Here is a 26,208-nt window from a genome sequence, read left to right as displayed (position 1 = left end):
CCTCCACCTGTTCGCCATGGATATTAGCAGCTCCGTTAAGATAAAAAACCATTTAGTCAATAATCTGTATTTGACGTCAAAAAAATGACCCTTCCAGTGTCCAACTGATAGCTCAGACTGTCACCGGCAGGGCTCAGATAACGACAGCTTTGATCCCGGTTGATAAACTGAGCTTGAATCACCGCCTTATCCGGTAGACCTCCCAGAAGCTGCTGCCAAAGCACCTCGCAGCCTTTGTCATTCCGGCTGGGTGCCTGTGGCCAACCGGCCGGATTCATTGTCAATGGACTTGGCTGCACCTCGTGATCCAATGTTTGCCAATCCAATTGCATCTGTTCAGGGCGCCCCAAACGCAACCACTGGGATCTCACCATAGCTATCACATTCAGCAACCTGTGGTGTTCAAGCTGCAGCCCTCTGGCCGATACCTTGTCCACAGCAGAAAAATAACGCATTCCCAACACCGCCAAAATAATCAGCAAAATCAACAGCGCCGCCAGACTGGCAAAGGTTCGCAGCAGATCTTCCTCAGCCTGATGCTGGCTTGGCATCAGCCGCCTCCCTTGACCACATTGAGCATGTCCCACATAGGCAGATAAATACCCAGCGCCAGGATCAGCACCACAACTGCCACTATGCCGATCAAAATAGGTTCCAGCCTGGCGGTGAGGTTCTTGAGGTCATAATCTACCTCACCCTCATAAAAATCGGCGGCATCATTGAGTAGCTGATCTATGCGGCCGGTTTCCTCCCCAACCGCCACCATCTGCAACACCAGAGGCGTAAACAACTGACTCTGATTGGAAACCCTCAGCATAGATTCCCCCGCTTCGACCCCGCGGCGCATGTTGACGATTCTGTCGTGCATATAACTGTTATCCACAGCGTCGGCCACCAAGCTGAGCGCCTGAGTCATGGGCACCCCGGCGCTCAACATCATGGCGAAACTACGGCAATAACGAGCCAGAGTCGAGCGCTCTATGATGGAACCCACCGCCGGAATATGCAGCTTCCAGCGATCCCACTGCTTTTCCCCCTGCTCGGTTTTGTGCCAATAACTCACCCCGAGTACAGTTACCACCAGCGCCACCAGCATCAAGGGCCAATAATTGACAAACAGGTTGGAAGTACCGATAAGCAACCGGGTCGCCCAGGGTAATTCGGCACCGAAGCGGGAAAACATTTCGGCGAACTTGGGGATCACCATAATATTGAGGATCACCAGTGCCAGCACCACCGCCAACAGAACAAACATGGGGTAACGCATGGCAGATTTGATCCGTCTGCGGGTTTCCTGCTCCCGCTCGATATAACCGGACAACTGCAAAAAGGCATCTTCCAGTTTGCCGGTGTTTTCTCCCACATGCACCATGGAGACGAACAAGGCGTCGAACACGTCCGGATGATGGTTCATCGCCGACGACAGCGGCCGCCCGGCGGTCAACTGCTCTGAGACATCCTGCAACGCCTCTTTCATCCGCTTGGAGTGGGTGGTCTCCGCCAGCCCGGCAATGGCTCGCAGAATAGGAATGCCGGAGCGGGTCAGGGAATACATCTGCCGGGTAAAGATCTGCAGCTCATCCAGACTGACTCTGCGTTTGAGCAGGCCCTTGAGGCTAAGATCCCGGCCCGCTTTGACCTCATTGAGTTCCAGCGGGATCACGGCTCTGGCCAGCAGTTGATCGGCCGCCGCACTCTCGGAGGCGGCATCCAGCTGCCCTTTTACCTGTTCACCGCCGGCATCCCGGCCCCGATAGGCATAAAGCGGCATAATCAGACCTCATCCCTAGCCATCATCTCGGCCGCCAACGGCACCTGAGCTTCAGAGACATCTTCCACCAACTTGGCGACCTCTTCTATGGTTGTCAGGCCAGAGTGCAAATATGCCAGTGCCGATTCAGCCAGCGGGGTAAACTGCTCGCTGGCGTAAGCAGCGCGGGCAAATTCATGGGGATTACCGCTGCGCATCGCCTCTATCATGGCTTCATCCAGTTCGAGGATCTCAAATACCCCAATCCGGCCACGATAACCTGTGCCGGAACAGCTCTGACACCCAGTGCCCACTCTAAACCTGGCATCGGAAAAGTCGCGCTTGCTGATGCTCTGGAGCCAGACCCTGTCCTGCGGCGTGAGTTGATAATCTGTGGCGCAGTTCTTACACACCCGCCGCACCAGGCGCTGGGCGATAATGACCCTGAGGGCACTGGCCACCAAATAACTGGCCGCCCCCATATCAAGCAAACGCAGGGCGCTGGTAATGGCGTCATTGGTGTGCAGGGTCGAGAGCACGAAGTGACCTGTCAGGGCGCCGCGCAAGCCGATTTCGACGGTTTCCTGATCCCGCATCTCCCCCACCATTATGATGTCGGGGTCCTGGCGCAGGGTGGTGCGCAGTACATTGGAAAAATCCAGGCCTATCTTGTGATTGACCTGTACCTGGTTGATCCGCGGCAGTTGATATTCCACCGGATCTTCCACAGTAATGATCTTGCTCTCAGCCTTGTTCAGTTCACTGAGAATGCCATAAAGTGTAGTGGTCTTACCCGAACCTGTAGGGCCTGTGACCAACAACATGCCGTGGGGGCGTTTTATCTGCCGCCGTACCCGCTCGAGAATATGCGGCGGCATCCCGGTTTCATTCAGGGTCAAGAGCCCTGCCGATTGATCCAACAGCCGCATCACCACAGACTCACCGTGATAGATGGGCATGGTAGACATACGCACATCTATCTGATGGCCTTTGATTTCAATATGAAAACGGCCATCCTGGGGCAAACGTTTTTCCGAGATATCCAAGCCGGCCATCAGCTTAAGCCTGAGCACCAGCGCCGCGGCGATATTGACCTCTTTGAGCACGTTTTCCTGCAACAGACCATCCACCCGCTGGCGGATCCTGAGCGACTTGTCACCGGGTTCAATGTGAATGTCCGAGGCGCGGATCTGCACCGCATCCTCGAAAATCGACTGCAACAGCTTAACCACTGTGGTCTCGTTGTCGCTGTCGCCTTCAGTCAAACTGGCGAGATCGAACTGATCATCGGCGGCGTATTCCTCCTCCAACTTACCGGCCATCTGGGCAATGTGGCCGGTGCGGCGATAGAGGTTGTCAAAAGCATCGAACAGCTGCTGTTCCTTCACCACCGCCAGTTTCAGGCGTCTTGGCGCCAACAGCACATCCAATTCATCCAGCGCCTGCAGATCGGCAGGATCGCTCATGGCCACCAGCACGGAATCGCTATCGGCCTCAATCACCAAAGCTCGAAAACGCCGCGCCTGCACTTCAGACAAGAGGTTGACCACCTCGGCAGGAATGGGGCGCTTGCTGATATCGATAAAGGGAATATTCAACTGATGCGAGAGAAACTGCAGCAGCTGCTCCTCGCTGATAAAGTCCATGTCTATCAGGGTGCGTCCCAGCTTGCGGCCGGTTTGTTTTTGTTGTGACAGCGCGTTTTGCAGCTGCACCTCGCTGATAATCTGCTCCTGAACCAGGAGATCACCGAGGCGCATTTTCAACTTGGGTTTCACTGGCGGCCTCCTAACTGGACGAGTCGGTTTTCTATGTAGTCACGGGCATCCGAGGACAAGCCCTGGCGCTTGAGTGCTTCCTGGTAACTGGCCTTGGCGGCATCATAATCGCCACTCGCATCCTGGGCATAAGCCAGCCCCAACCACCAGCGCCCCTGGGAGGCATCCTGCTGGATCAAGCTAAGATAACTTTGTTGTACCAAGGGCCAATCCTTGAGACTTTGGCCAAGTTCCGCCTGCAGCAGCCATTTCTCGCGCCCAAGCTCGCTGCCATCGGCTATCTGTTGCAAACTGGCAAGAGCCAGAGGTAACTCGCTGCGAGCCTTCTGCACCCGGGCCAGCAACAACCAAAACACTGGTTGCTGCGGATAACTTTCGGCACCTTGACGCAGCAGTACTGCCGCCTTGTCCAACTCGCCACGACCATAAAACAGCGCAGCCAGCTCCTGGCGGGCGTTGTGATTGGCATCATTCAAACGCAAGGCTTCGGCATAGGCCGACATTGCCTTGTCTGTCTGTCCCAGTTCCTTGGCCTGTTGTCCCTGTTGTAATTTCTTTTGCGACAGCTCTGCCGGGGTCAGAGAGACCTGAGTCACGCTCATTTTTGCCTGGCTTGGTTTAGCAGCCGCTGATCTGGATTGGGTTATCCGGCCACTCTCATTGGAGCTGGGCTTCTGCTCCAAGCCTGACTTTTCATTGCGACCCGGTGTTTTTATTTGTGCTGACTGAGATGGCTCTTGTCCAGCCTCCTGTCCGAGCGGCTCTGCCTTGGCGGCCGGAATATCACCAACAGCCTTGGTATCAAATTTCCCAGAGGCGGCAAGGCTCGAATTGAAGCTGCCCGTTTCTGAGCCATAGATTTCCGGGCTTTTTGTTTCAAAGTCGTTCGTTTCAGAGCTTTTTGTTTCAAAAGCTGAGCCTTGAGCATTCAAGCCCGTATCAGGAGCTTTGGATTGTTCACTTGGAGCCAGGCTCTTGCTGGGAAGTTGCAGCGCCGAGATCTGCGCCTCAGGCTCCAAATTTAATCTATCACTGCCATCGGCAGCGCTTGAGACTGCCCTCGGCTGTGGCCGATTTCGGCCCGTAGGCCCAGGCTCATACGGCACTGTCTGTGATGGCTCTGCTCGGTCACCGCTTTGGTTTTGGTTTTGAGAAGCGCTTTGACTGCCACTTCCCAGATAACCGCCCAACCATAACCCCAGCGCCAACAAAGAGATGCCAAGCAGCGTGCCACCCAGCAGCAACCACCAGGGGTTGGCCGCCGCTTGACTGGCCTGCCCCGCCGGAACATGAGCTAAGTTGTGGGGCTGCTGGCGTTTATCCAGGTCCTTGAGCATCTGATTGACCACGCTCATAGTCCAGTTCCCTTCATGGCATAAACCCCAACCGAGGCGCCGACTGAAGCAAGGAGCAGCGCTAGAGTCGACCAAAGCCAGCGCCAGTTGGAAGTACGGGAAGCATCTTCGGTATCCTTGATGGCGCCTTTGATATGAGTGGATGTTACTTGCTGTTTGCCTTCACCGAAACAGAGCAACAGCGCCTTGTGCGCCAAAATATTCACCAATCTGGGGATCCCTCTGGCGGCGATGGCAATACGCTTACTGTCTGCGGCGCTGAATAACGCCGGCCCCTGATAACCGGCCACTGCCAATCTGTGGCGCAGATAGGCATAGACTTCATCCCGGGTCAGCGGCCGCAAGCGATAGCTGAAGGTGATCCTCTGGCGTAACTGGCGAAACTCTTGCTGCGCCAAGCGCGCATCCAACTCGGGCTGGCCGAAGATCACCACCTGCAGCAACTTGCGGCTCTCGGTTTCCAGATTGGTCAACAGCCGCAAAGCTTCAAGACTCTCATCCGGCAGAGCTTGGGCTTCATCAAGCAGCAAAACAATATTAAGCCCTTGGGCACTGAGCGCCAGCAGTTGCTGCTGAATAAGACCACTGAGTTGCTGCTGATCTTTAATATCACTCACGGCAATCCCCAGCTCCTCGGCAATCGCCAGCCTGAGTTCTGCCGGGGTCAGATAAGGATTAGGCAACCAGGCGCAGCGAAACTGCTGCGGTAACTCGTTGAGCAGTTTGCGGCACAGTAAGGTCTTGCCGGTTCCCACCTCGCCGGTGACCTTGATAAAACCTTCCCCGGTTTGCAGCGCCACCTGCAATACTTGCAAGGCCTCCACATGGGGAGCCAACCCCAGGAAAAAACCTGTATTGGGGGTCAGGGCAAAAGGCATGCTCTGCATGCCAAAGTGCTGCAGATACATAGAAGCGGTTATTCCTGTGGATACCAGCGGTCGAGCAAGCTCTGGGAACGTTGCAGTTCTTTTTGCCAGGTGCCATCAACTACCACGGTCGGCTTGAGCAAAATCACCAGCTCTGTCTTGCGCTTTAACTTACTGCGGTTGGTAAAGGCTTCACCGATAAAGGGAATATCACCCAGCAGCGGCACCTTGGATACCACTTCGGTATTCTCGCTCTTCATCAGGCCGCCAATCACTACCACATCACCGGAAAGCGCCTTGATGACAGTGTCGGACTCACGGATTTCACTCTGGGCCAAGGGCAGATCCAACGAAGAGTCACTTATCTTGATACTCTTGTTCTGCTCTTTCACATCTGTGACTGAAGGATGTACATGCAGCAAGACACTGCCGTCTTTGTCTATTTGGGGCGTCACATCCAGAGCGATTCCCGAGAAGAAGGGCGTCAACTCCACCTCAGGAGAGGTCACAGGCGTAGTGCTGGCCACTGTGGTAGAGGAAACATCCGTGACAAAGTATTCGTCACGGCCAACTTTGATCACCGCCTTCTGGTTATTGGACGCTGTCACCCTGGGGCTTGAGAGCACATCGACATCGCCTTGGGTATCGAGCAGAGTGATCAAAGCCGAAAAATCCGTACCCGTAATTTTCAACGAAGTTACACCGCCGATCACATTTGAGATTGAATCAGCAAACGTTCCTCCAGAAGTACCGAAACCCACCTCAGCTTTATGACCTCTGCGATCATAACTGCCGGTGATTCCATCCCAATTGTTATCTGCACTCCCTCCATCAGAGGCTAACCTATCCCATTGGATCCCCTGCTGATAACCATCGGAGAGGGTCACTTCGAGGATCTTGGCTTCCAGAATAACCTGCCGCTGCAGATGGCTCTCGGCGGTGGAAAGGAAACTGCGAATTTGCCGTAACTCATCCGGATTGGCTCTGACGGTTACCAAGCCGGCCTGGGGAGTGACCACCACGGAGCGGCCATCGCCACTGTTGCCCAGAATTGATTCCAGGGTCTTTTGCAACTCGCCCCAGAAATCTGTCTTGGTGCGGGAACTGATAAAGGTGCCGTTGGTGTTATTGCTGTTCTGGTTGTTGCTATTGTTATTGTTGTTATTGCCAAAACCACTGTTGTTATTGTTGTTCAGGCCATTATTGTTCTGATTGCTATTGCCGTTGTTGTTATTGTTGTCAGAGATCCTTCCCGAGCTGACCGAGGTCAGCGACAGACCGATACGCTCCATATAGAGGTAATTGACCGGGAAAGTCTCGGTTCTAAGGCCAGCGGGATAGACCCTCAAGACTCGTCCTTCCCGGCTGATCTCATAACCGTAAATATCCTGCACTACCTGCAAGGCTTCACTCAGAGTTACGCCCTTGAGCGATAAAGAGATATTGCCGCTCACTTGTGGATGCACAGCCACACTGAAGGGAGTGCCTTCCACCAAACTCGGAAAAAACACTCTGGCATCGACATCATTGGCCGAGACATCAAAACGCCGCTCTGTCTGCATAGGTGCCGCCAGCCCGGCCAAAAGACCATCGGCATTCAACTCCTGCTGCACACCGGGAGGCAAGCTGGCCGGAGGGGGCACTACTGCCCTGGCACTTTGCTGCGCCATGGAATCGCGCAGCGCCTCTTTGGAAGCTGCTGGGTTGGGCCTATCCGTGGTTTGGCAGGCCGCCAGGCCCAGAACCAACAACGGCAGCATAGAGGCGAGTCTGGTTTTCATTAATGTTTTTCCTTGCGCTCGGTAATCGCTTGAAACAGATAGAGTCGGCGGCCATCGGCCAGCAAAACACTGCCCTGATCGATACGGCTTAGCACCACACCTTGAATCCTGTCTCCCTGGCGGTAAATTTGGTTATTGATCACGGCCCGCCTGCCCTGAGGTCCATTGAGCAGACTGCTCAGTACCAAGCCCTGCCCGCCCGGCCCCTTGGCCGGAGCGATCAGCCCCTGCGCCGGCATGGTGGGGTCCCGCAAACTGGCGGCAACGAGATCCTGGCTACAGAGTAGCGCCAATAAGATTAAGCTCTTAGCTGGATGATGCCACACTGATAAAGTCCTCATTGATGCTGAGCGTGTATAACTCAAGTTGCACACTGGCCTTGGGATACTCAGACACCCGGTAATCCAGGCGCTTCCAATAAAGCTTGTCCGGCATCTTTTCCACCGCCTGTACAAACTTGAGCACGGCGAAATAGTCACCTTCCAGCTCCAGCACTATGCCGTGGCTATAAAGATTCATCTGCTGCTCATCGGCTTTGCCTACCACCAGCAAAGGTGTTGGGGCGACAGACTTGAAGCCGGTCAACTGTATTCCCTGCACCCGTTCCAGCAAGGCGGTAAGCAATGACGGCATATAACTGGCGGGCACCATGTCAACCATCTGGCTGTCCAGCTGTTGATCCAGCGTAGCGATATCACGATTCACTTGCGCCAAATTTGCCTTGAGCGCCGTATCCGGATCTTCCGCCAGGCGTTGACGATAGAGCGCCAGCTGTTGCTGGCTGAGCTTGATGCTACTCTGGCCAGCATGCAGCCGTTGCAGATTGCTCTGGCGCTCCAGCCAGAAAGACTCCAGCGGCAGATACAGCAGCAATAGCAGCAACAACAGGCTGACTCCCGCCACCATGCCTCTTTCTCTTTGACTCAAACCATCAAAGGCTTGGCCCAGACGCCGAAGGAAATTCATTTCTTCACCTCCAGGGCTTCACTGGTCAGAACGAAGGCCAATGGCTGGCCTGGCTCCCGAGCCATGGTCATGGAAGCAAACGAGCGCCCTCTCAGACTCTCTGTTTGTTTGAGCTTGTCTATCCAACGCGGCAGACTCTGCGGATATTGGCCGAAACCTTCAAACGCCAATTTGCCTTCTTCCAGCTTGATGCGACTCAGCCACACACTGCCATCGGACACTTGGGCCAACTCCTGCAGCACAGGCGCAAAGCCCTTGGAGGTCATGCGCTCCCGCTGCCCAAGTTCGGTCAGCAGTAACCCCTTGAGCTCCCGCTCCTGAGTACGGCGCTCCAGCTCAACGACCAGCTCGGCACTAGGGCGACGCTTGGCCAATTCGGCTTCCAGTTGTTGTTTTTCGCTCTCCAAGGCCTGGCGCTGCGACTCGACCTCAAGCAACTGCCTGGACACTTGCGTTTGCTGCCACCATCCCAAGCCGATAAGCGAAAGCCCCAGTAACAAGAGCACACCTGCAATAGCCAACAAACGGGCGAAACTGAGCCTTAACCTGGGGGGCAAGAGAGAAGGCGAATAGAGATTGACCCGGGTCTTGCTCATTTACTCCCCCGCTCAAGTTCCTGATAGCTGAGTTCAGCCATTTTCATGCCGACATCCATGCCATCTACCGGACGCACCTGCTGGTTGAAATTACGGGACACAAGTTGCGCCAAGGCATAGGTTTGCCCCTGAACCATAATGTCAATCGAGGCCACCGGCGCTTGCCGAAGCTGACTTTCAAAAAAGTCCATCGAGCGCTGGATCTCCAGGCTAAGGGTATCGGCAACGCCGAACCCCAAGGATTCGGCATCGGTCTGATGCAATTCGGCAAATCCGCGGATACGCCGCTGCATATAGAGCTCACCCTCGCGTACCACAGTGAGTAATAACTCCTGTCCAGGCACTTGGCTTATCACCAGCCTGGCTAAAGGGTCTTGGTTAAAGAGGTTAGTGGGCAGTAACTCTTCGATGCTGATCCCCACCAACTGCATACCGGCCTTATCTATTTCCTGGGCCAAGGCAGACAAGCGACTGTGGGAACAGACGACAACATTGAGTTTGTCACTGCTTTTAATCGGCGATTCAAAGTAATCCAAATGGATATCGGTTGGCGGCGTGCTGACCATATCCTTGACCGCCCACACCAATGCCTGAGCCATCTCATCGGCTTCAACCTTGGGCCGGTCGGCACTCAAAAGTTGATAGCGACCAAAACCTAAAGTCAATTGTAATTTTGAAGGGCCAAAATCGGCATAAACCGAGGAAAACAGTGAGTTCCAATCATCTTTGTGCAGTGGATAGCAGTGACAAAGGGCTCTTTGATCGTCATTTTCCGGGCGAAAGACCCAGGCGTGATTGGCCGCGAGGAACACCCCGGTATTGCTACCGGATTGAGGCGCGCCAAAGTTGAAAAGACGACTGATGAATGACTTGTTCGTCATAAGAAACCCTGAGTCCCTGTGAAAACGGCAGCGTTTATCGTACCCATAAGGTTATGAACTTGCTGCCAATTTAAAGTTAAGTCAATATTTTGGCATGTTCATTCTAAACACTAATCAATTCATTTTATAGGCAAATATTATTAAACTGAGAGCTGCCCTAAAGATAGGCTCAGCAAAGTCGGCAAACAAGTCCAGCCTGTAGTAACCCGGAACTCTTTCTTGATCAGGCTGTTGCCGGCATAGGCTCGCTGAACCAGCTACCCTGAGCGGCGCTGACGCCGAGTATTCTCAGTGTCTGCCACTCTTCAAACAACTCCACCCCCTCGGCGCAAACCTGCACTTCGGTACGGTAGAGTCCACCTATCAAGCTACGAACAAACAGTTGGTTTTCGGGTCGTAAATGGATCTGCCGCACTATGGATCTGTGCAGCTTAATCAGTTGGAAACCTGTGTCCTGAATATATTGGGTGCTGATCACCTGCTGGCCCACATGATCGACGCACAGGCGCGCCCCCATCTTGCGGATCATCTGTAACCTGGAGGCGATTTTCTCCTGATTGGGCGCCGCGATATCCTCACTGACCTCGAAGATCAACCTACCGGTCAGGTCCCGGTATTCCAGCAAGGTGGTACGCAACCAGCGAATAAAGGCGCGGCTCATCAGCGAATCCAGGCTCAGGTTGATGCTGAAACAAACCTTCTTGTCCGGCTCACTCGGCAGCAACTCAAATAAGACTCTTTCCAGAGTCTGGCGCTCAATTTGCGGCATCAGGCCACATTTAACCGCCATAGGCAAAAATAGGGTCGCTCGCACCAGATTACCTTCGGGATCCCTGGCTCGGGTAAACACCTCTCTATGGTGCAGCTTGCCGTCACAATCCATCACGGGCTGGGTATAAGCCAGAAATCGCTTATTGACCAAGGCCATTTCCAGAAAGCTGCGCCAGCGTACCGAGCCCTTGGCGAACTCCTGATCCACCGCGCCCTTATCATACATAAACCAGGTATTGATCCCCTGCAGCTGCGCTGCTCTAAGGGCCATTTCCGCCTCTTCCAGCAGTTGCTGATGGCCATCACCCACCTTGAAATAAGCGCCGCCGAGATGATAGAAGTTGTCGGCATTGTCCAGCTTGGGCAATACCTGGCTTTGGCAGACTTTTAACAAGCGGATCGCCAGTTGATCGGCCTCCGCCAGGGAGATTTGGGTCACCACTATTGCAAACTGGTTATGGGAGCGGCGGGCAAAGAAACTGTTGGGCTGAGACTGCAGGATCTGGCTGATACCGTTGACGTTTTGTCTGAGCAGTTCCAGCGTCAGACTGTCCCCCAGCTTTTGTTGCAGCAGATCCAGATCCTCCAGCTCCAACAGATAGAGCACCCCATGGGCTATCATGCCCTGCTCATTGCTCAGGGCATCGAGGCGATTCTTGAGAAACAGACGGTTACCTATACGGGTGTCGGGATCCAGGAAGGTATTACTGCGAATAAACTTGTCGAACCTGGCACGTTCTTTCTGGGCATCGGCCAGTTCTTCCAGCAAACGGCTGAGGGCACGGTTAATCAACCTGGGTTTACCCTTGCCCGGCATCGCCAGTGCTTTTTCGTGCTCACCCAGGAGAATCAAACGGCTGCGCTGCGCCAGCTCTTCAATCCCCTCCAATTGCCGCGAATACCAGAGATAGCCAAAGCGAACAAACGCCAGTACGGCCCCGACGCCAAGTAGAATGATCAAGACTTCGTACCAACCTGGCCTGTGCTGGGAAAACGGCTGCGGCAGTTCCAGCTCCATGCGAAACTCAGGGTTGCTCTTCAACGAAGATTGATAGCGCACCAGGTTTTCTGTAGCGATATTGCCTTTATATTCAAATAGTAATTTATCATGATGCCAGAGCTTAAAACTGGCGGCATTGTAGGCAATCAACATGGGTGGCAGCCAGGACTCCAGCTCCCAGTTACTGCCGGAATGGTATTGATTGGCCAGCATGGTTTCCAGCTCCGTGACTTTCTGTTGCTGGAACTTGTAGGTCAGTTGCAGAAAACTCATCATGGCGCAGAGCAGAAACACAAATGCCACTATCGTCAGCGATAAGAGCCAAAAACTGGTGAGCTTTTTTGTGAGAATACGGGTGAGTTTCATTGAGGGCGATCCTGCCAGTCTTCTTATTCTTCTTGGGGTGAGCCGCCTCACTGCGGGAACTCAGTCTGCTGATTATTCAGCAGCCATACGCAAAAGGCAACCAACAAGCAGCATAGACCAGAAAATGTCCCAACAGTCTTGCAAAAACAACAAAGGGGCCAACAAGGCCCCTTTGGAATAAAACTGCTATCAGACTTCCGGGTATTGCGGCAAAGTGTCTATCTGAGCCACCCCAGAGTCGATTGCGGCTTGGGCCACAGCCTTGGCGACTTTAGGCAGCAATCTTGGGTCCATCGGCTTGGGCAACACATACTGAGGGCCAAAGCTCAACTCGCTGACATTGGGGTAAGCCGCCAACACAGATTCAGGCACAGGCTCCTTGGCCAGTTCGGCAATGGCATAAACCGCGGCTATTTTCATCTCATCATTGATGCGGCTGGCACGCACATCCAGGGCGCCACGGAAGATGAATGGGAAACAAAGCACATTGTTGACCTGGTTGGGATAGTCGCTGCGACCGGTTCCCATGATCAGATCCTTACGTATCTCATGGGCCAGCTCAGGCTTGATCTCAGGATCCGGGTTGGAGCAGGCGAAGATCACCGGCTTCTCGGCCATCATAGCCACTTCCTCGGCGCCGAGAACGTCAGGGCCGGAAAGGCCCAGGAACACATCGGCGCCCTTGATCACATCCTGCAGCGTGCGCTTGTCTGTATTGTTGGCAAACAGTGCCTTGTACTCGTTGAGATCTTCACGGCGGGTATGAATCACGCCTTTTCTATCCAACATGTAGACATTTTCACGCTGGGCACCACACTTGACCAACATGCTCATACAGGCGATGGCCGCTGCGCCTGCACCCATACAGACAAACACAGCCTCTTCCAGCTTCTTGCCCTGGATCTCGAGGGCATTGATCATCCCGGCGGCTGTCACAATTGCCGTGCCGTGCTGGTCGTCGTGAAACACAGGAACCTGGCAGCGCTCGATCAGCTCACGTTCAATTTCGAAGCACTCGGGCGCCTTGATATCTTCCAGGTTGATACCGCCAAAGGAGTCGGCAATCGCTTCAACAGTATGAATAAACTCTTCAGCTGTGCGGTGTTTTACTTCGATATCTGTGGCGTCGATATTGGCAAAGTGCTTGAACAGCAAAGCCTTTCCTTCCATTACCGGCTTGGATGGCAAGGGGCCGAGGTTACCCAGTCCCAGAATGGCAGTACCGTTGGAGATCACAGCAACCGTGTTGCCCTTGTTGGTGTATCTGTACGCATTGGCAGGATTGGAAGCGATTTCACGTACCGGCTCTGCCACTCCAGGGCTGTAGGCCAGAGCCAAATCCATACTGGTCTCGGCAGGCTTGGTCAGCATCACTGCGGTTTTGCCTGGAACGGGGAACTCATGGTAATCGAGCGCTTTTTGACGGAAATCTGTCATTTTAAAATCCTGAAATGCGGAATGATATTAAGTAAAAACCGTACAAACACAGGTCTGGATCACTGCAAAATTCCTTTCACAGTGACTCAAATCACAAGGCGCTAAAGATACGCGAAAAGGCACGAGTTTAAAACAGTGGATGGCAAATTTTCCACTTAAGTCAAGTATTTTGCTTCTAAGGGGGATTTTCCAAACTTATCTGTGAAGGATGGCTGACGATAATCTGCCACTTTTTGTAGGAAAAATACAACTTACCCCGCACTACAACGGCTCTTTTGAGCGAGTTCAACGCTAAAACCTTGCTAAAATTACCAGATCCGGCCTGAGGTATGCCAACATAGAAGTTATCGTCCAGAATAAGCCACAAATACTGTCCCTTTCTTTCAAAATCCGTCACTACACCTCTGACCAGCCGGTAGTGATTTAAATCCTGTTGGCCGATAACCGAAGTCGCCTTGGGCGCATAGTCGTCAAACTGCCACAAGCCTGCATTCTGAGTGCGCGCTTGCTGCTCCATCTCGGCAAAGCATTCCCAAAATGGATGTTCCTGATAGACCCTGGCCATCGCAAAACCCTGTTGCAGCAACGCCTGCTGCAACAATAAACCATCCGCAGTAAAGACATAGGCCAAGGTGCGACCATAGGGATCCAGCTTGGTAGGACCAAACATCAGCGCCAGCTCATCCCCCACTTTGAGCTTAGAGGCTACAAAGGCCCTGGCCTCCAGACTGTAGCGCTGGGAGAGACTGGGATACTGATGATCTATCTCGGGGGCATTGACACCTATCAAGCGTATCAGGCGGCCATCTTTGAGTGTGAGGGTATCGCCATCATTGATATAGGCGAGTGTGACCTTTTCGCTGGCTGTATAGGGAATGCACAAGTTGTCGGCTGTGCTGGCCTGCGCCAATCCCAAAGACAGCAGAGTGCCCAGCAACAACAAGCCGTTTATCAAGCCTGCGCCTATGCGATTAAGGTTCCTTAGAGATATCATAGCGCCTCCCTTGGCAGTGTTTTTTCTTGGCCGCCCTGACTAACAGCGCAAAATCCTTTTTCACTGTTAACTATGTATCCTAGCCCCGGGTCAAGGTGATATCCGAAACATAGCCGTGAGCGCAGTTTTGTAAGGCGTTGCTTAGCATGGCTGCCGCTTCATCGGCCGTCATAAAATTCGATGTATCCACCAACTTACCGCTGCTGGGCCAAAACCCGGTTGCCATTCCACCTGGGTAGACGGCTATCAGCTTTATCTTGCTGCCCTTGAGCTCCAAGCGCAGAGACTCCAGCATGCCTCTGACGGCCCACTTTACCGCACAGTAACTGCTCTCTCCGGCCTTGGGTTGCAGCGCCGCGGTAGACATGACAATCACCAGTGTCATGCTCTCTTGCCGCCAACGAGCCAGCATGGCTCTAAGCAGCAACAGGGTGGACAGGAGATTATTGTCGATAAGGCTCTTTATCTCGGCCGGTGACTGAGTTTCCAGGTTACCGAAGCGACCACTGCCGGCACAGTGCAACAACATTTCAGGGGCCTCGCCCAAAGTATCTAGCAGAGCCTCAATCGCGCTCGGATTGGTTAAATCTGTTGTTTGACAACTGACTCCTGGCAACTCTGCCGCCAGTTGTTGCAACCTCTGTTCGTTGCGGCCGGTTAACAACAAGGACTCACCTTCAGTATGATAGCGCCTCGCTAGCGCTGCCCCCAAGCCACTGCTGGCCCCTGTGATCAATTTCATTTGCTTTGCTCTCCGACTTCAGATGGGGATTGCGGCAGAGGCCGATAGGTTTGGCTTTGCCAGTCAAATTGATAGGTCTTGCCCTGCCATTGATACAAGGTACGATTACCTTCTTGTATCACCCTGGCGTTAGCCGGCAGACTGGCGCGACTCCCTGTGTCGGCCAAGGTTTCGAAGTGAGTCGTGACTCGCTGCGGTGGCGCAACCACCACAGGTTCCGGCTTGGGTTGCCTGCGATATACATAGGGGCGCTGCCAGCGATCTCTGTACCAAGGATCATCCCACTGCCAACGATTCCATGGGTCGTAGCGCCAGGGCGATAGCCAGGGATTGTTAACGCCCCAATACAGCCCCCAATGACTTCGTGAGCCATGGTTATGGTGGCGATTATAATCTTCTCTATGAATATCGCCCTGATAGTGGCGCTCGGCATGGGAGTTATCCCAAGCAGCAGCCACCTGTGGCAAACTCATCAGTATCAGACTCAGGAAAATTGCTCGTTTCATATAGCCTCCAGGCTTCAAGGCCCGCAGCTTTCATGCTACTACGGCTGACTCCCGGATTCACCAGAGAATCACAGGATAAACGAAGATGACTCAGCGTGCATTCAGCCAAGGGTTAGCTGTTTGTCTCTAGCCACGGCAACTATCTCAGGGAAGATCCGACTTCGACAAGCCCCAGACATGCCTGCAGTCAGATACCTTGACCGCCGATTGCTGTGCAAGCCAAAGTGCCTTGAGGAGTTATTCGCACCTTCCTTAGCAGTTAACCGTTGCCGGGATTAATGCTATAGTGCGCGCCATTAATGCATTCGGAAGCGAGGCTATTTCCACATGAGTTTTAAGGATTTACGCAGTTTTATCGATCACCTCGAGAGTCAGGGTGAGCTCAAGCGTATCAGCTATCCGGTTGATCCTTATCTTGAAATGACCGAAATAGCCGATCGGGTGCTGCGCGCCGGTGGCCCAGCACTGTTGTTTGAAAACCCCAAGGGCAAACAGATGCCTGTGCTGGTTAACCTCTTCGGTACGCCGAAGCGGGTCGCCATGGCCCTGGGCAAGGATGATCCCATGGCGCTGCGGGACGTGGGCGAACTGCTGGCGTTTCTCAAGGAGCCAGAGCCACCCAGGGGCTTCAAGGATGCCATTGCCAAGATCCCCATGTTCAAACAAGCGCTGAACATGCCACCCAAGACAGTGCGTAACGCCCCATGCCAAGAGGTGGTGTTGCAAGGCGATCAGGTCGACCTGAACGCCCTGCCCATTCAACACTGCTGGCCCGGCGATGTTGCACCACTGGTAACCTGGGGTTTGACCATCACCAAAGGGCCGAGACAGAAACGCCAGAATCTGGGGATCTACCGCCAGCAACTGCTCGGCAAGAACAAGCTGATCATGCGTTGGTTGTCACACAGAGGCGGGGCGTTGGACTTTGCCGACTTCAAGCAGCAGCACCCAGGTGAAAAATATCCTGTGGTAGTGGCTCTGGGCAGCGACCCAGTCACCATTCTCGGCGCCGTCACGCCAGTGCCCGATGCCATGAGTGAATATGCTTTTGCCGGGCTGCTGCGCGGTGAGCGCACCGAAGTGGTCAAGGCCTTGAGTTGCGATCTGGAAGTACCGGCCACCAGCGAAATCATTCTCGAAGGTTATATCGATCCCGAAGAGATGGCGGTGGAAGGCCCCTACGGTGACCACACAGGTTATTACAATGAAACCGACAGTTTTCCTGTGTTTACCGTGACCCATATCAGTCACAGAAAAGACGCCATCTACCACAGCACCTACACGGGAAGGCCACCGGATGAACCGGCTATGCTCGGGGTAGCGCTCAATGAGGTCTTCGTTCCTATCCTGCGCAAGCAGTATCCGGAAATCGTCGACTTTTACCTGCCGCCGGAGGGTTGTTCCTACCGGATGGCGGTGATCTCCATCCGCAAACAATATCCCGGCCATGCCAAGCGGGTGATGATGGGAGCCTGGTCTTTCCTGCGTCAGTTTATGTATACCAAGTTTATTGTCATAGTCGATGAAGACGTGAATTGCCGCGATTGGCAAGACGTTATCTGGGCCATAACCACCCGGATGGATCCCAGCCGCGACACTGTGATGATAGACAACACCCCCATTGACTATCTGGATTTCGCTTCGCCCGTGGCGGGACTGGGATCCAAAATGGGCCTGGATGCCACCAATAAGTGGGAAGGTGAAACCAACCGCGAATGGGGCACCCCAATAGTGATGGACCAAGAGGTTAAACAGCGAGTGGACGAGATTTGGGAGCAGTTGGGCATAGAAGACCAAGCGACCCTATAATCCGCAATAACTACGTTAGCCATTATTAAAATAAGCCTTCAACAGAGAGGTAAAAAGGAAGTTCGATGAATAGCATCCGCTGTAAAATAGAGAAAGTTGCCCCATTCAATGACGCTGTGTACCAGGTATTGCTGCGCCCCGAAAAACCGCTGGAGTTCAAGGCAGGTCAATACCTGTGTGTGGTAATGGGTGAGAAAGACAAGCGTCCCTTCTCCATAGCTTCGGCTCCCGGCAGCGAACTCATAGAACTTCACATAGGCGCAGCCGTCAGCGAGAGCTATCCCATGCAAGTGGTCGAGCGGCTGAGAAACAACAGCCATATCGATATCGAAGCTCCGGGCGGCGAAGCCTTCCTCAGACACCAGAGTGTCAGGCCCAGACTGCTGGTTGCCGGTGGTACAGGCTTCTCCTATATCAAGAGCCTGGTAGAGCAGCAAATCGCCCTGGGGCAAAAGGTTGAAACCCTGCTCTATTGGGGCTGCCGCAATCCTGAAGCCATGTACTACGAAACCATCGCCAGAGAGTGGCATCAAGCACACCCTTGGTTGCATTTCGTGCCAGTAGTAGAACAGGCCGATGCCGACTGGCAGGGGAAACAGGCCAATCTACTGTCGCAGATACGCTCGGACTTTGTCAGCCTGGTGGGCTATGACATCTATATCGCCGGTCGTTTCGACATGGTCGGCGCTGCGCGAGAGCTGTTCCGCGAGATGGGACTGGATGAAGCCCACCTCTACGGCGATGCCTTCGCCTTTATCAAATAACTGTCTTCATCTTTATTCAATAGTGGTCGCAGCATGCGGCCGCTATTTTTGCCACTATTAATGTGTGTCAGCTCTCATCCACCGGGGTGCACAGTCCAAGCGCTCTGACATAGAATAAACAGATACACAGAAACCCCGGACACAATGGAGTTCCCATGAGTCATCCTCAAGTCACATCACTGAAACTGAAGCGTAAATCCAAACTGCTCGAGATAGGCTTCGATGATGGCAGTCAGTATCAGCTGAGCTGCGAATTTCTGCGGGTTCACTCTCCGTCGGCCGAAGTACACGGCCATGGCAACCCCAAGCTGGTGACTCACAAAAAAGAGGTCAACATCAGCGCCATTGAGCCGGTCGGCAATTATGCGGTTAAGCTGGTGTTCGATGACGGCCATGATACCGGCCTCTATTCCTGGCAGATACTGCACCAGCTCTGCACCCAACAAACTGAACTCTGGGAACAGTATCTGGCGCGGCTGCGTGCCGAAAAGGGCAGCCGTGAAGCCCTTATCAGCATGAATATCAAATATAACTGAGTAAAATACGACCAAGTTATGCGATGACCTATTCGTACCTTTGCTAGCGGATCAGCGAGCCCAAAGGCAGCCCGCTGAGTGCCCTGGCATCCTGCTTGGAAAACCAGGTGTCGGGTAATGTCACCTGCTGCCACAGCTCCCGGCACAGCGATTGACTGTCCTGCCAATTGCCGGCCAACAGCCAAGGCACCAGCAGATCGCCCACATCCGGGTAGTTAATCGGCTCAGGGCTACCCCGTTTGAGCCAACGTTTCACCGTTTGCGGCTCCAGCGTCATCATGCTGTCGGCCGCTGCCAGCAACTCCAGGGCGGCCACATTCGACAGCTGTTCAAACTGCCCAAGCAAGGGTTTAACCAAGAGCTTTTTACCCAGGGTCAGGGCTTCACTGGCCAGTTCAAATCCGGCATTGGCTATCACACCACCGCAACTGGCGAGGTCGGCCTTAAAGCCTTCACGATCAAAACCATGCCACAGAATATGCTCAGGTAAAGCAACTGGCGCCGCTTGGCTGTGATACACCATAAAACGATAGTCATTAAAAGGAAGTAACAATTCGGCAATAGCTTGTGGGCTCTCAAACGGCAGATATACCAGAATATCGTGTGAATGTTCCACGGCGCAGCGACTGACATCGACAAAGGGCGGCAAAATTGGGTAACCAAAATGATGCCAGTGACACCCCAATGCCTGATCCACAGGGGCAAAGTTCTCCAGCAACCAGTTGTTGAACCAGGAGTTTCCCACCTTGGGCACAGGGTATCTGAGAGAAGCTTGATGGCTAATGCTTATGCTGGGCACCCCCTGGCGCCTGGCAGCCCAGGCCGAAACCGGCTCAAAATCATTGAGCAAGAGATCATAACCACTGAGGTCCAACTCGCGAATGTCCCGCCAAAGTGCTAGAGCAGAGTTATTCATCAGCGTCTTGGGGATGCTGACCTGTCCCTTTTGAGTAATAAAAGTCAGCCCGGCACAGACCCGGTAATCACCGAAGGCCTGCATATCAAAAAACTGCTGCGGCTGGCGACCACTGAATAAATAGTCAACCTGAATATCGTGCTTTGCCAAGGCTTTGGCTACTACCCTGGCGCGACTCAAATGGCCATTCCCTGTGCCCTGAACACCGTAAAGTATCCGCATTGATAGTCCTTATATCCAAACTACTGCTATGAGAGTGGCACTGCAGCCCAAAAGGGCACCCGCCAGGATGTCGAGAGGGTAGTGAACGCCGAGAAACACCCTGGAAACCCCAACCAAAGCAGCCCAGATAAATACCGGCACTGCCAGCTGTGGGTAAATTTGCCATACCGCACTGGCGAACACGAAGGCACCCGCCGTATGGCCGGACGGCAGACTGAATTTGTCAGAGGGCTCAAAGCTGGCCCTGAAGCCCACCAGAACCTGATGACATGGGCGTTTACGGCGAATGGCATTTTTCAGCAGCAGATACAAAGGCAATTCCACAGCGTACGCCAACAGCAACAAGGCGAAAAAACGCGGCCCATCCTGCTCCAATAACATGAGCAGCGCCAGACACAGGTAAAGCGGGCCATTACCCGATGCAGAAAACTTGAGGGCACAGGCTTCCAGATCATGTTTGCGGCCAAATTGTGTCAGCGCGCGAAAGGTTCGAAGATCGAGTTCAGCGAGGTATGTAAACATGGCTGAGGCTCCTTCTGTGGACAGTAAGGAGCCGGGGCAAGGGCTCCAATCTGTGTAGCAGTAAAGAGCCTAGTCAAGGGGTGTGACGGGCAGGTGACACCTGCCCTAAGCTTTTATGACATCAGGCAGTGATTGCCGCCCGGCCACGATAGATTTTGATCAAATGATAAACGTTGATACAAGCCACAAAGGCGTTCATTCCCGCTACCGGCCAGGCAGAAATGGCCGCACCGTAAATCACGAACAGGGTACAACCGGTAAAGTTGATCCAACGGAGCCAGATAATATCCTTCATCATCAGAGAAATGGCCACCATGATGGAGGCAAAATAGCCAATGATTTCAATTGTGTTAAGAGCTTCCATAAGGCACCTCGTTCAGGCCCTCTGCCGTCCATAAGCCTGACGGGGGATCCGTGCCCCTAAAGCAGGTTAAAGTTAAGTAAGTTTGGATGGTACTTATATTAACAAAAGCCACAGCACATTTGTAATAAAAATACGTTATTTAATGACTCACATCAAAAAATGGTGCACATTTATACACTAGCCACGAAATATTACCACACAAATGTTAACAAAAAGAAAATCCAGCAATACCGTGATTGATAACACTTTTCTTTTCAAGAATCCCTTATATACTGGCACTTAGTGCGTTATCCCGCGGTCTTGTCAGACCTTGCGGTTCAACAGGAGTGTAAATATGGAATACAACACCTCAGAACTTTGTGACATGTACTTGGATGTTGTCGATGTCGTCGAGCCTATGTTCAGCAACTACGGCGGTTGTAGTTCATTTGGCGGCTCCATTAGCACCATCAAGTGTTTCGAAGACAACGGCCTCATTCTCGATGTATTGCAGGACGATGGCGAAGGAAAGGTTCTGCTGGTAGACGGCGGTGGTTCTCTGCGCCGAGCGCTGATCGATGCCTCGATTGCCGAGGTTGCAGTCAACAACAACTGGGAAGGCATTATCGTTTACGGTAGCGTGCGCGATGTCGATGCCCTCGAAGAGCTGGATATAGGTATCCAGGCTCTGGCCTCCATTCCTGTTGGTGCCGATGGCAATGCCATTGGTGAAGTGGACATCCCAGTGAACTTCGGTGGTGTTACCTTCCTTCCAGGCGATCATATCTACGCCGATAACACAGGGGTAATTCTATCTCCAGAACCCTTGGATATCGACTGATATTCACTGTTGAACCAAAGCCGGCTTCTGCCGGCTTTTTTGTTGCCTTTTGCTCAGCCTCAGCCAGAATAGAGGCTATTCTTGCCCCGTCAGAGAAAGGGATACTCTATGGAACTGCCGCTCTCCCCCATCACGCAAGCCAAGCTGGCCCAATCTTTCAGCCCAAGAGAAGGTGAAACCCGTCTGGGTCAGAAAGTGCGCCTGCTGCCAGGCGCGGCGAGCTATATGGATGCGCTGACTCAGGCCAAAGCCGCAGGCGCCCGTTTTGCCATCATAGGTATCAAGGAAGATCTTGGGCCCAGAGCAAATCTGGGACAAGGCGGCGCCAACCAGGCCTTTGACGCCATGTTGCCGGCACTGCTCAATCTGCAGTCTAACCGCTTTCTCAGTGGTGAAGAATGCCTGCTGCTGGGGGAGATCACCCCGGTTGTCAATGCCGCCAATAATTGCCAGCAACTCAGACAAGAGGTGGAGTCGCTGGATCAGCAGGTCATCGAAGCCCTGACTCCGGTTTTTGCCGCCGGACTTGAGCCCATCGTCATCGGCGGTGGCCACAACAACGCTTTTGGCATACTTAGCGCCGCCCGGGCGGCGTTATCCAAGCCGCTGGCAGCGGTCAACCTGGACCCTCATTCAGACTTCAGGTTGCGAGAAGGCCGCCACAGTGGCAACGGTTTCAGCTATGCTGCAGCTAACGGCTCTCTGGGGCATTATCACGTGCTCGGGCTGCATGAACTGAAAAACAGTGAAGCCAACCTGGAGCAACTTTCGGCATTTGGTGGCAGCTGGCACAGCCTGCAGCAAATTTGGGTACGTCGCGAGCTGAGCTTAGAACAGGCTCTGAATGACATTGCCCGCCAGCTGCGCCATACGGGGCTGCCGGTCGCCATAGAGCTGGATCTGGATGCCATATCCCAGATGCCCTCCAGTGCCTCTACGGTTGCCGGTATTCCATTGTTGGATGCGGCGCATTATGTCAGCCATATGGCGCGCCACACCTCTAGTGTCTATCTGCATCTGGCCGAAGGCGCCCCGGCATGCCACGATGCAGGTTTAGCCGCCGGCTACAAGGCCGTGGGTCAGTGCCTTGCCGAACTGATTTACGCCTACCTACAGGCCAAACAGGTCTGAACACTGCCACACTCTTTTCGCTTTAGCACCGCCAAGCTTGCCCGTGCTCAAATAGGCAGGACGGCTCAGCGAAGTTCAGCCGCAATAGGGAATGCTATGGCGGCTGAGGCTATTCACCCCCGGCAGATATTGTGGTCTAATGCGCAGTCTGGCCACGGGGCCAACAGCGTTTTTTACTGCGGCGATCACAGCTTGGCCGCGCAAAGATTCAGCAAGCCGCACCAATAGCTTACACTCGCGGCAATACAAGTTAGTCATAGGAATACACTGATGTCTGAAGGCTCACCAAAGAGTACACATTTCGGGTATAAAACTGTCGAAGCTGAAAAAAAGGCCGACCTGGTAGCCGGAGTCTTCCATTCCGTTGCCGCTAAATACGACATCATGAACGATGTCGCTTCCTTTGGTATCCATAGATTCTGGAAACGCTTCACCATAGAGTGCGCCGGTGCCCGTCCGGGAATGAAGGTATTGGATCTGGCCGGAGGCACCGGTGATTTGACCGCAAAATTCTCGCACCTGGTGGGCGAAAAAGGCCAAGTTATTCTGGCGGATATCAATGATTCCATGCTCAAAGTTGGCCGCAGCAAGCTGCGCGACAAGGGCATAGTGGGCAACGTCAGTTATGTACAGGCCAACGCCGAAGCGCTGCCCTTCCCGGACAATCACTTCGATATCATCACCATCGCCTTTGGCCTGCGTAATGTGACCGACAAAGATGCGGCGCTGCGCTCAATGCAACGAGTGCTCAAGCCTGGCGGTAAATTGTTGGTATTGGAGTTCTCCAAGCCACAGCATGAGATCATGCGCAAGGCCTATGATCTGTATTCGTTCAAGATCCTGCCCAAGATGGGTCAGTTGGTTGCCAAAGACGCCGACAGCTACGAATATCTGGCCGAGTCCATCCGTATGCACCCGGATCAGGAAACCCTGAAGCAGATGATGCTGGACGCCGGCCTGGAGCAGGTGGATTACATCAATATGACCGACGGCGTAGTCGCTCTGCATCGAGGCTATAAGTTCTGAGATGAATGAACTGAGCCTGACATCACAGTGGCGGCTGCTGTGCTGCGCCGCTCTGGAGATGGCGCTAGAGAAAGTCACCGACCAAGCCGAGGGCGAATATGCCCGGTTGAAATCGCTGCACGGTAAAGTCCTGTGTCTGCAGCTCAGTCAACTGAATTGGCCGCTTTATTTAGTGTTTGCCAAAAAAATTCAGGTGCTTTCCAACTATGAAGGCGAGGTGGCGGTAACCGTCAAGGCCGATGCCACCACTCTCTATCGCCTGGGCGAAGGCGAGAGTCTCACCGAGCTTATCAAGCAAGATAAGCTGGTCATCGAAGGTGAACTCTCTCTGTTGCAAACATTCAGCCATTTCCTGCAACAGGTCAGATTCGACTTTGCCGAGCCTTTGTCCCGTTATCTGGGTGATGCCCCGACGCATATACTATTGAGCGGTCTGGAGCGAGCCAGGGCAGATTTAAGCCGGGTGTTTAACAAGACCCAGTCCCATCTGGCGCAATTAACCACCGAAGAGTATAAATTAGCCCCTCATCGGCTTGAATTTATTCACCATTGCGACAAAATTGACGAGCTTGCGACCGCCACGGACGCCTTAGAACAACGACTCGCCAATTTGAAGGACAAGAAAAGCCCATGAGTTTCGCCAGTATCAAGAGAGGATATCAGGTTATCAGCATTGCCCTGCATTATGGTTTGGATGAGCTGTTGCCGAAAAAGTTGACCCCTTGGTACTTCAAACTCTGGCGTCGCAGTCTATTTTGGCTACACAACAAACATAAATCCAAGGCAGGCGGTGAACGGCTGAAACTGGCGATGCAAGAGTTGGGGCCGGTTTATATCAAGTTCGGCCAAATGCTCTCCACCCGTCGCGATCTGCTCAGTGATGAATGGGCCCATGAATTGGCCATGTTGCAGGACAGAGTCCCGCCATTTGACTCCAAGTTGGCGCGGCAAGCCATTGAGGCCGAGCTCAAGGCCCCCATAGAAACCCTGTTTGACGATTTTGACGATACCCCGCTGGCCTCGGCGTCTATTTCCCAAGTGCACACGGCAACGCTCAAGTCCAACGGTAAGCCTGTAGTCCTCAAGGTATTACGCCCCAATGTAGAGCAAAACATTCTCGCCGACTTGCAGTTGATGAGCCAGAGTGCCAAGCTGCTGGGAACCATTCTCGGCCCGGATAACCGCCTGCGCCCGGCCGAAGTGGTGGAAGACTACCGCACTACCATTTTGGGGGAGCTCAACCTTAAACTGGAAGCGCTCAATACGGTCAAGCTGCGCAACAATTTTATCGACTCCAACGCCCTCTATATTCCCTATGTCTATGAAGAGCTTTGCTATCCAAGGATGATGGTGATGGAGCGCATCGAGGGGATCCCTGTATCTGATATAGCAGCGCTCAAGGCACAGGGCACCAACCTCAAGCTGTTGGCCGAGCGTGGGGTGGAACTCTTCTTTACCCAGGTCTTTCGCGATAATTTTTTCCACGCCGACATGCACCCGGGCAACATCTTTATTTCCCGCGAGCACCCGGAAGATCCTTTCTATATCGGTCTGGACTGCGGCATTATGGGAACACTTAACGACACGGATAAACGCTATCTGGCAGAAAACTTCCTTGCCTTCTTCAATCGTGATTACCGCCGTATCGCTCAGCTGTATGTGGAATCCGGTTGGGTTTCGGCCGATACCGATATTCAGGCCTTCGAGCAAGCAGTCAAAGTGGTGTGTGAACCTATGTTCAACAAGCCGCTGAATGAGATCTCCTTCGGCCATGTATTGTTGGAACTTTTTCGCACCGCGCGCCGCTTTCATATAGTGGTGCAGCCGCAGTTGGTCTTGCTGGAAAAGACCTTGCTCTATATCGAGGGCTTGGGACGTCAGCTTTACCCTCAGCTGGATCTGTGGCAAACGGCCAAACCTTTCCTTGAGCAGTGGATGGCAGAACAGGTCGGCCCCAAGGCAATGTTCAAAAAAGTGCAAACACAATTGCCCTTCTGGTCTGATAAACTTCCAGAGTTTCCGGAGCTGATATATGACAATCTGAAGCTGGGGCGTAATCTCCTTGGGGCTCAGCAGCAGATGCTGGATAAGTATCTTAAGCACCAGCAAAAAGCACACAAAAGTAATTATTTGTTAATCACATCCGCAATTTTGTTGATCTGTGGCACGATTTCACTCAGTCAGGACGCTACACTGTGGCCGTCCTATGTCAGTATTGGGGCCGGAGCAATCCTATGGTTTGTTGGATGGCGATCCAGGCCTAAAATTAAGAAATTTTAATTAGTACATTTTAATTAAAGGTTCATAAT

26 protein-coding genes are annotated in these 26,208 nt (G+C 53.3%); 8 read left to right on the top strand and 18 right to left on the bottom strand.

From position 1 onward, the window contains the following. Positions 1 to 56: 56 nt before the first annotated feature. The 15 genes from CX651_RS06130 to CX651_RS06060 all read right to left on the bottom strand — a co-directional run bounded on the left by CX651_RS06130 (position 57) and on the right by CX651_RS06060 (position 15,789). On the bottom strand, positions 57 to 551 hold the full coding sequence (locus tag CX651_RS06130; protein ID WP_101054734.1) for an MSHA biogenesis protein MshF: 495 nt from the start codon (positions 549 to 551) through the stop codon (positions 57 to 59). After that, the gene (locus tag CX651_RS06125) at positions 551 to 1,771 is read right to left on the bottom strand and encodes a type II secretion system F family protein (protein WP_039034081.1); all 1,221 of its coding nucleotides are present in this window, start codon (positions 1,769 to 1,771) and stop codon (positions 551 to 553) included. Before CX651_RS06125 ends, CX651_RS06130 begins: the two co-directional genes overlap by 1 nt. Positions 1,772 to 1,773: 2 nt before the next feature. Next, a complete protein-coding gene (locus CX651_RS06120; RefSeq protein WP_101054731.1) occupies positions 1,774 to 3,528 on the bottom strand; it encodes a GspE/PulE family protein in 1,755 nt (584 codons plus the stop codon). Beyond that, positions 3,525 to 4,883 (bottom strand): tetratricopeptide repeat protein, encoded by a 1,359-nt coding sequence (locus tag CX651_RS06115; protein WP_101054728.1) that lies wholly within the window; start codon positions 4,881 to 4,883, stop codon positions 3,525 to 3,527. Before CX651_RS06115 ends, CX651_RS06120 begins: the two co-directional genes overlap by 4 nt. Next, on the bottom strand, positions 4,880 to 5,791 hold the full coding sequence (locus CX651_RS06110) for an ExeA family protein (RefSeq protein WP_101054725.1): 912 nt from the start codon (positions 5,789 to 5,791) through the stop codon (positions 4,880 to 4,882). The genes CX651_RS06115 and CX651_RS06110 overlap by 4 nt, the downstream gene beginning before the upstream one ends. Positions 5,792 to 5,799: 8 nt before the next feature. Further along, positions 5,800 to 7,530, bottom strand: a complete 1,731-nt coding sequence (gene mshL, locus CX651_RS06105) for a pilus (MSHA type) biogenesis protein MshL (protein WP_226564640.1) — start codon at positions 7,528 to 7,530, stop codon at positions 5,800 to 5,802. After that, positions 7,530 to 7,823, bottom strand: coding sequence for a general secretion pathway protein GspB (locus CX651_RS06100; RefSeq protein ID WP_229839749.1), 294 nt, complete (start codon positions 7,821 to 7,823; stop codon positions 7,530 to 7,532). The genes mshL and CX651_RS06100 overlap by 1 nt, the downstream gene beginning before the upstream one ends. Positions 7,824 to 7,836: 13 nt before the next feature. Beyond that, a complete protein-coding gene (locus CX651_RS06095; RefSeq protein ID WP_101054718.1) occupies positions 7,837 to 8,496 on the bottom strand; it encodes a type II secretion system protein GspM in 660 nt (219 codons plus the stop codon). Then, the gene (locus CX651_RS06090; protein ID WP_101054715.1) at positions 8,493 to 9,092 is read right to left on the bottom strand and encodes a PilN domain-containing protein; all 600 of its coding nucleotides are present in this window, start codon (positions 9,090 to 9,092) and stop codon (positions 8,493 to 8,495) included. The genes CX651_RS06095 and CX651_RS06090 overlap by 4 nt, the downstream gene beginning before the upstream one ends. Continuing rightward, the gene (locus CX651_RS06085) at positions 9,089 to 9,973 is read right to left on the bottom strand and encodes an MSHA biogenesis protein MshI (RefSeq protein ID WP_101054712.1); all 885 of its coding nucleotides are present in this window, start codon (positions 9,971 to 9,973) and stop codon (positions 9,089 to 9,091) included. Before CX651_RS06085 ends, CX651_RS06090 begins: the two co-directional genes overlap by 4 nt. Before the next feature lie 223 nt (positions 9,974 to 10,196). Further along, a complete protein-coding gene (gene csrD / locus CX651_RS06080) occupies positions 10,197 to 12,110 on the bottom strand; it encodes an RNase E specificity factor CsrD (RefSeq protein WP_101054709.1) in 1,914 nt (637 codons plus the stop codon). Positions 12,111 to 12,299: 189 nt separating this feature from the next. Further along, positions 12,300 to 13,547: a malic enzyme-like NAD(P)-binding protein gene (locus tag CX651_RS06075; RefSeq protein ID WP_101054707.1), complete on the bottom strand. Its 1,248-nt coding sequence runs from the start codon at positions 13,545 to 13,547 to the stop codon at positions 12,300 to 12,302. A 175-nt stretch (positions 13,548 to 13,722) separates the two neighbouring features. Continuing rightward, positions 13,723 to 14,541 (bottom strand): thermonuclease family protein, encoded by an 819-nt coding sequence (locus CX651_RS06070; RefSeq protein ID WP_101054705.1) that lies wholly within the window; start codon positions 14,539 to 14,541, stop codon positions 13,723 to 13,725. Between the two features lie 79 nt (positions 14,542 to 14,620). Then, a complete protein-coding gene (locus tag CX651_RS06065; RefSeq protein ID WP_101054702.1) occupies positions 14,621 to 15,283 on the bottom strand; it encodes an SDR family NAD(P)-dependent oxidoreductase in 663 nt (220 codons plus the stop codon). Continuing rightward, complete coding sequence (locus tag CX651_RS06060) at positions 15,280 to 15,789, bottom strand: hypothetical protein (protein WP_101054699.1); 510 nt, start codon at positions 15,787 to 15,789, stop codon at positions 15,280 to 15,282. The genes CX651_RS06065 and CX651_RS06060 overlap by 4 nt, the downstream gene beginning before the upstream one ends. Before the next feature lie 327 nt (positions 15,790 to 16,116). Here CX651_RS06060 and ubiD point away from each other — a divergent pair, with 327 nt between their 5' ends. The 3 genes from ubiD to CX651_RS06045 all read left to right on the top strand — a co-directional run bounded on the left by ubiD (position 16,117) and on the right by CX651_RS06045 (position 18,898). After that, positions 16,117 to 17,598, top strand: a complete 1,482-nt coding sequence (gene ubiD / locus CX651_RS06055) for a 4-hydroxy-3-polyprenylbenzoate decarboxylase (protein WP_101054696.1) — start codon at positions 16,117 to 16,119, stop codon at positions 17,596 to 17,598. A gap of 65 nt (positions 17,599 to 17,663) precedes the next feature. Then, the gene (gene fre, locus CX651_RS06050; protein ID WP_101054692.1) at positions 17,664 to 18,362 is read left to right on the top strand and encodes an NAD(P)H-flavin reductase; all 699 of its coding nucleotides are present in this window, start codon (positions 17,664 to 17,666) and stop codon (positions 18,360 to 18,362) included. A gap of 155 nt (positions 18,363 to 18,517) precedes the next feature. Continuing rightward, on the top strand, positions 18,518 to 18,898 hold the full coding sequence (locus CX651_RS06045; protein ID WP_100141861.1) for a gamma-butyrobetaine hydroxylase-like domain-containing protein: 381 nt from the start codon (positions 18,518 to 18,520) through the stop codon (positions 18,896 to 18,898). A 43-nt stretch (positions 18,899 to 18,941) separates the two neighbouring features. On the opposite strand, the gene CX651_RS06040 is transcribed toward CX651_RS06045, so the two are convergent. The 3 genes from CX651_RS06040 to CX651_RS06030 all read right to left on the bottom strand — a co-directional run bounded on the left by CX651_RS06040 (position 18,942) and on the right by CX651_RS06030 (position 20,922). Continuing rightward, positions 18,942 to 20,036 carry an MJ1255/VC2487 family glycosyltransferase gene (locus CX651_RS06040; protein WP_101054689.1) on the bottom strand — a complete coding sequence of 365 codons (1,095 nt, stop codon included), beginning with the start codon at positions 20,034 to 20,036 and terminating at the stop codon, positions 18,942 to 18,944. Positions 20,037 to 20,045: 9 nt separating this feature from the next. After that, on the bottom strand, positions 20,046 to 20,558 hold the full coding sequence (locus CX651_RS06035; RefSeq protein WP_101054686.1) for a phosphatase PAP2 family protein: 513 nt from the start codon (positions 20,556 to 20,558) through the stop codon (positions 20,046 to 20,048). 121 nt (positions 20,559 to 20,679) lie between these two features. After that, positions 20,680 to 20,922 carry a YgjV family protein gene (locus CX651_RS06030; RefSeq protein ID WP_101054684.1) on the bottom strand — a complete coding sequence of 81 codons (243 nt, stop codon included), beginning with the start codon at positions 20,920 to 20,922 and terminating at the stop codon, positions 20,680 to 20,682. Positions 20,923 to 21,256: 334 nt separating this feature from the next. On the opposite strand from CX651_RS06030, the gene rraA reads away from it, so the two are divergent. The 5 genes from rraA (at position 21,257) to ubiB (ending at position 26,179) form a co-directional block, all read left to right on the top strand. Continuing rightward, the gene (gene rraA / locus CX651_RS06025; RefSeq protein ID WP_025011574.1) at positions 21,257 to 21,742 is read left to right on the top strand and encodes a ribonuclease E activity regulator RraA; all 486 of its coding nucleotides are present in this window, start codon (positions 21,257 to 21,259) and stop codon (positions 21,740 to 21,742) included. Between the two features lie 108 nt (positions 21,743 to 21,850). After that, entirely contained in the window at positions 21,851 to 22,873 is a 1,023-nt protein-coding gene (locus CX651_RS06020) for a formimidoylglutamase (protein WP_101054681.1), read from the top strand. Between the two features lie 270 nt (positions 22,874 to 23,143). Beyond that, positions 23,144 to 23,899: a bifunctional demethylmenaquinone methyltransferase/2-methoxy-6-polyprenyl-1,4-benzoquinol methylase UbiE gene (gene ubiE, locus CX651_RS06015; RefSeq protein WP_101054677.1), complete on the top strand. Its 756-nt coding sequence runs from the start codon at positions 23,144 to 23,146 to the stop codon at positions 23,897 to 23,899. A gap of 1 nt (position 23,900) precedes the next feature. Beyond that, positions 23,901 to 24,533: a ubiquinone biosynthesis accessory factor UbiJ gene (locus CX651_RS06010; RefSeq protein ID WP_101054675.1), complete on the top strand. Its 633-nt coding sequence runs from the start codon at positions 23,901 to 23,903 to the stop codon at positions 24,531 to 24,533. Then, positions 24,530 to 26,179, top strand: coding sequence for a ubiquinone biosynthesis regulatory protein kinase UbiB (gene ubiB, locus CX651_RS06005; RefSeq protein WP_101054671.1), 1,650 nt, complete (start codon positions 24,530 to 24,532; stop codon positions 26,177 to 26,179). The genes CX651_RS06010 and ubiB overlap by 4 nt, the downstream gene beginning before the upstream one ends. Positions 26,180 to 26,208 lie beyond the last annotated feature (29 nt).

The organism is Shewanella chilikensis (genome assembly GCF_002836945.1).
Taxonomy (GTDB): Bacteria; Pseudomonadota; Gammaproteobacteria; order Enterobacterales; family Shewanellaceae; genus Shewanella; species Shewanella chilikensis.
Note: the sequence above shows the minus strand (reverse complement) of the source record. Positions and strands in the feature narration are given on the sequence as shown.

Coding starts and splice junctions, on each gene's coding strand:
- CX651_RS06110 (WP_101054725.1), bottom strand. CDS start 5,791: ATGTATCTGCAGCACTTTGGCATGCAGAGCATGCCTTTTGCCCTGACC.
- CX651_RS06125 (WP_039034081.1), bottom strand. CDS start 1,771: ATGCCGCTTTATGCCTATCGGGGCCGGGATGCCGGCGGTGAACAGGTA.
- CX651_RS06065 (WP_101054702.1), bottom strand. CDS start 15,283: ATGAAATTGATCACAGGGGCCAGCAGTGGCTTGGGGGCAGCGCTAGCG.
- ubiE (WP_101054677.1), top strand. CDS start 23,144: ATGTCTGAAGGCTCACCAAAGAGTACACATTTCGGGTATAAAACTGTC.
- csrD (WP_101054709.1), bottom strand. CDS start 12,110: ATGAAACTCACCCGTATTCTCACAAAAAAGCTCACCAGTTTTTGGCTC.
- CX651_RS06010 (WP_101054675.1), top strand. CDS start 23,901: ATGAATGAACTGAGCCTGACATCACAGTGGCGGCTGCTGTGCTGCGCC.
- CX651_RS06090 (WP_101054715.1), bottom strand. CDS start 9,092: ATGAGCAAGACCCGGGTCAATCTCTATTCGCCTTCTCTCTTGCCCCCC.
- CX651_RS06030 (WP_101054684.1), bottom strand. CDS start 20,922: ATGGAAGCTCTTAACACAATTGAAATCATTGGCTATTTTGCCTCCATC.
- CX651_RS06070 (WP_101054705.1), bottom strand. CDS start 14,541: ATGATATCTCTAAGGAACCTTAATCGCATAGGCGCAGGCTTGATAAAC.
- CX651_RS06075 (WP_101054707.1), bottom strand. CDS start 13,547: ATGACAGATTTCCGTCAAAAAGCGCTCGATTACCATGAGTTCCCCGTT.
- CX651_RS06085 (WP_101054712.1), bottom strand. CDS start 9,973: ATGACGAACAAGTCATTCATCAGTCGTCTTTTCAACTTTGGCGCGCCT.
- mshL (WP_226564640.1), bottom strand. CDS start 7,530: ATGAAAACCAGACTCGCCTCTATGCTGCCGTTGTTGGTTCTGGGCCTG.
- rraA (WP_025011574.1), top strand. CDS start 21,257: ATGGAATACAACACCTCAGAACTTTGTGACATGTACTTGGATGTTGTC.
- CX651_RS06115 (WP_101054728.1), bottom strand. CDS start 4,883: ATGAGCGTGGTCAATCAGATGCTCAAGGACCTGGATAAACGCCAGCAG.
- ubiD (WP_101054696.1), top strand. CDS start 16,117: ATGAGTTTTAAGGATTTACGCAGTTTTATCGATCACCTCGAGAGTCAG.
- CX651_RS06020 (WP_101054681.1), top strand. CDS start 21,851: ATGGAACTGCCGCTCTCCCCCATCACGCAAGCCAAGCTGGCCCAATCT.
- fre (WP_101054692.1), top strand. CDS start 17,664: ATGAATAGCATCCGCTGTAAAATAGAGAAAGTTGCCCCATTCAATGAC.
- CX651_RS06060 (WP_101054699.1), bottom strand. CDS start 15,789: ATGAAACGAGCAATTTTCCTGAGTCTGATACTGATGAGTTTGCCACAG.
- CX651_RS06095 (WP_101054718.1), bottom strand. CDS start 8,496: ATGAATTTCCTTCGGCGTCTGGGCCAAGCCTTTGATGGTTTGAGTCAA.
- CX651_RS06040 (WP_101054689.1), bottom strand. CDS start 20,036: ATGCGGATACTTTACGGTGTTCAGGGCACAGGGAATGGCCATTTGAGT.
- CX651_RS06035 (WP_101054686.1), bottom strand. CDS start 20,558: ATGTTTACATACCTCGCTGAACTCGATCTTCGAACCTTTCGCGCGCTG.
- ubiB (WP_101054671.1), top strand. CDS start 24,530: ATGAGTTTCGCCAGTATCAAGAGAGGATATCAGGTTATCAGCATTGCC.
- CX651_RS06045 (WP_100141861.1), top strand. CDS start 18,518: ATGAGTCATCCTCAAGTCACATCACTGAAACTGAAGCGTAAATCCAAA.
- CX651_RS06130 (WP_101054734.1), bottom strand. CDS start 551: ATGCCAAGCCAGCATCAGGCTGAGGAAGATCTGCTGCGAACCTTTGCC.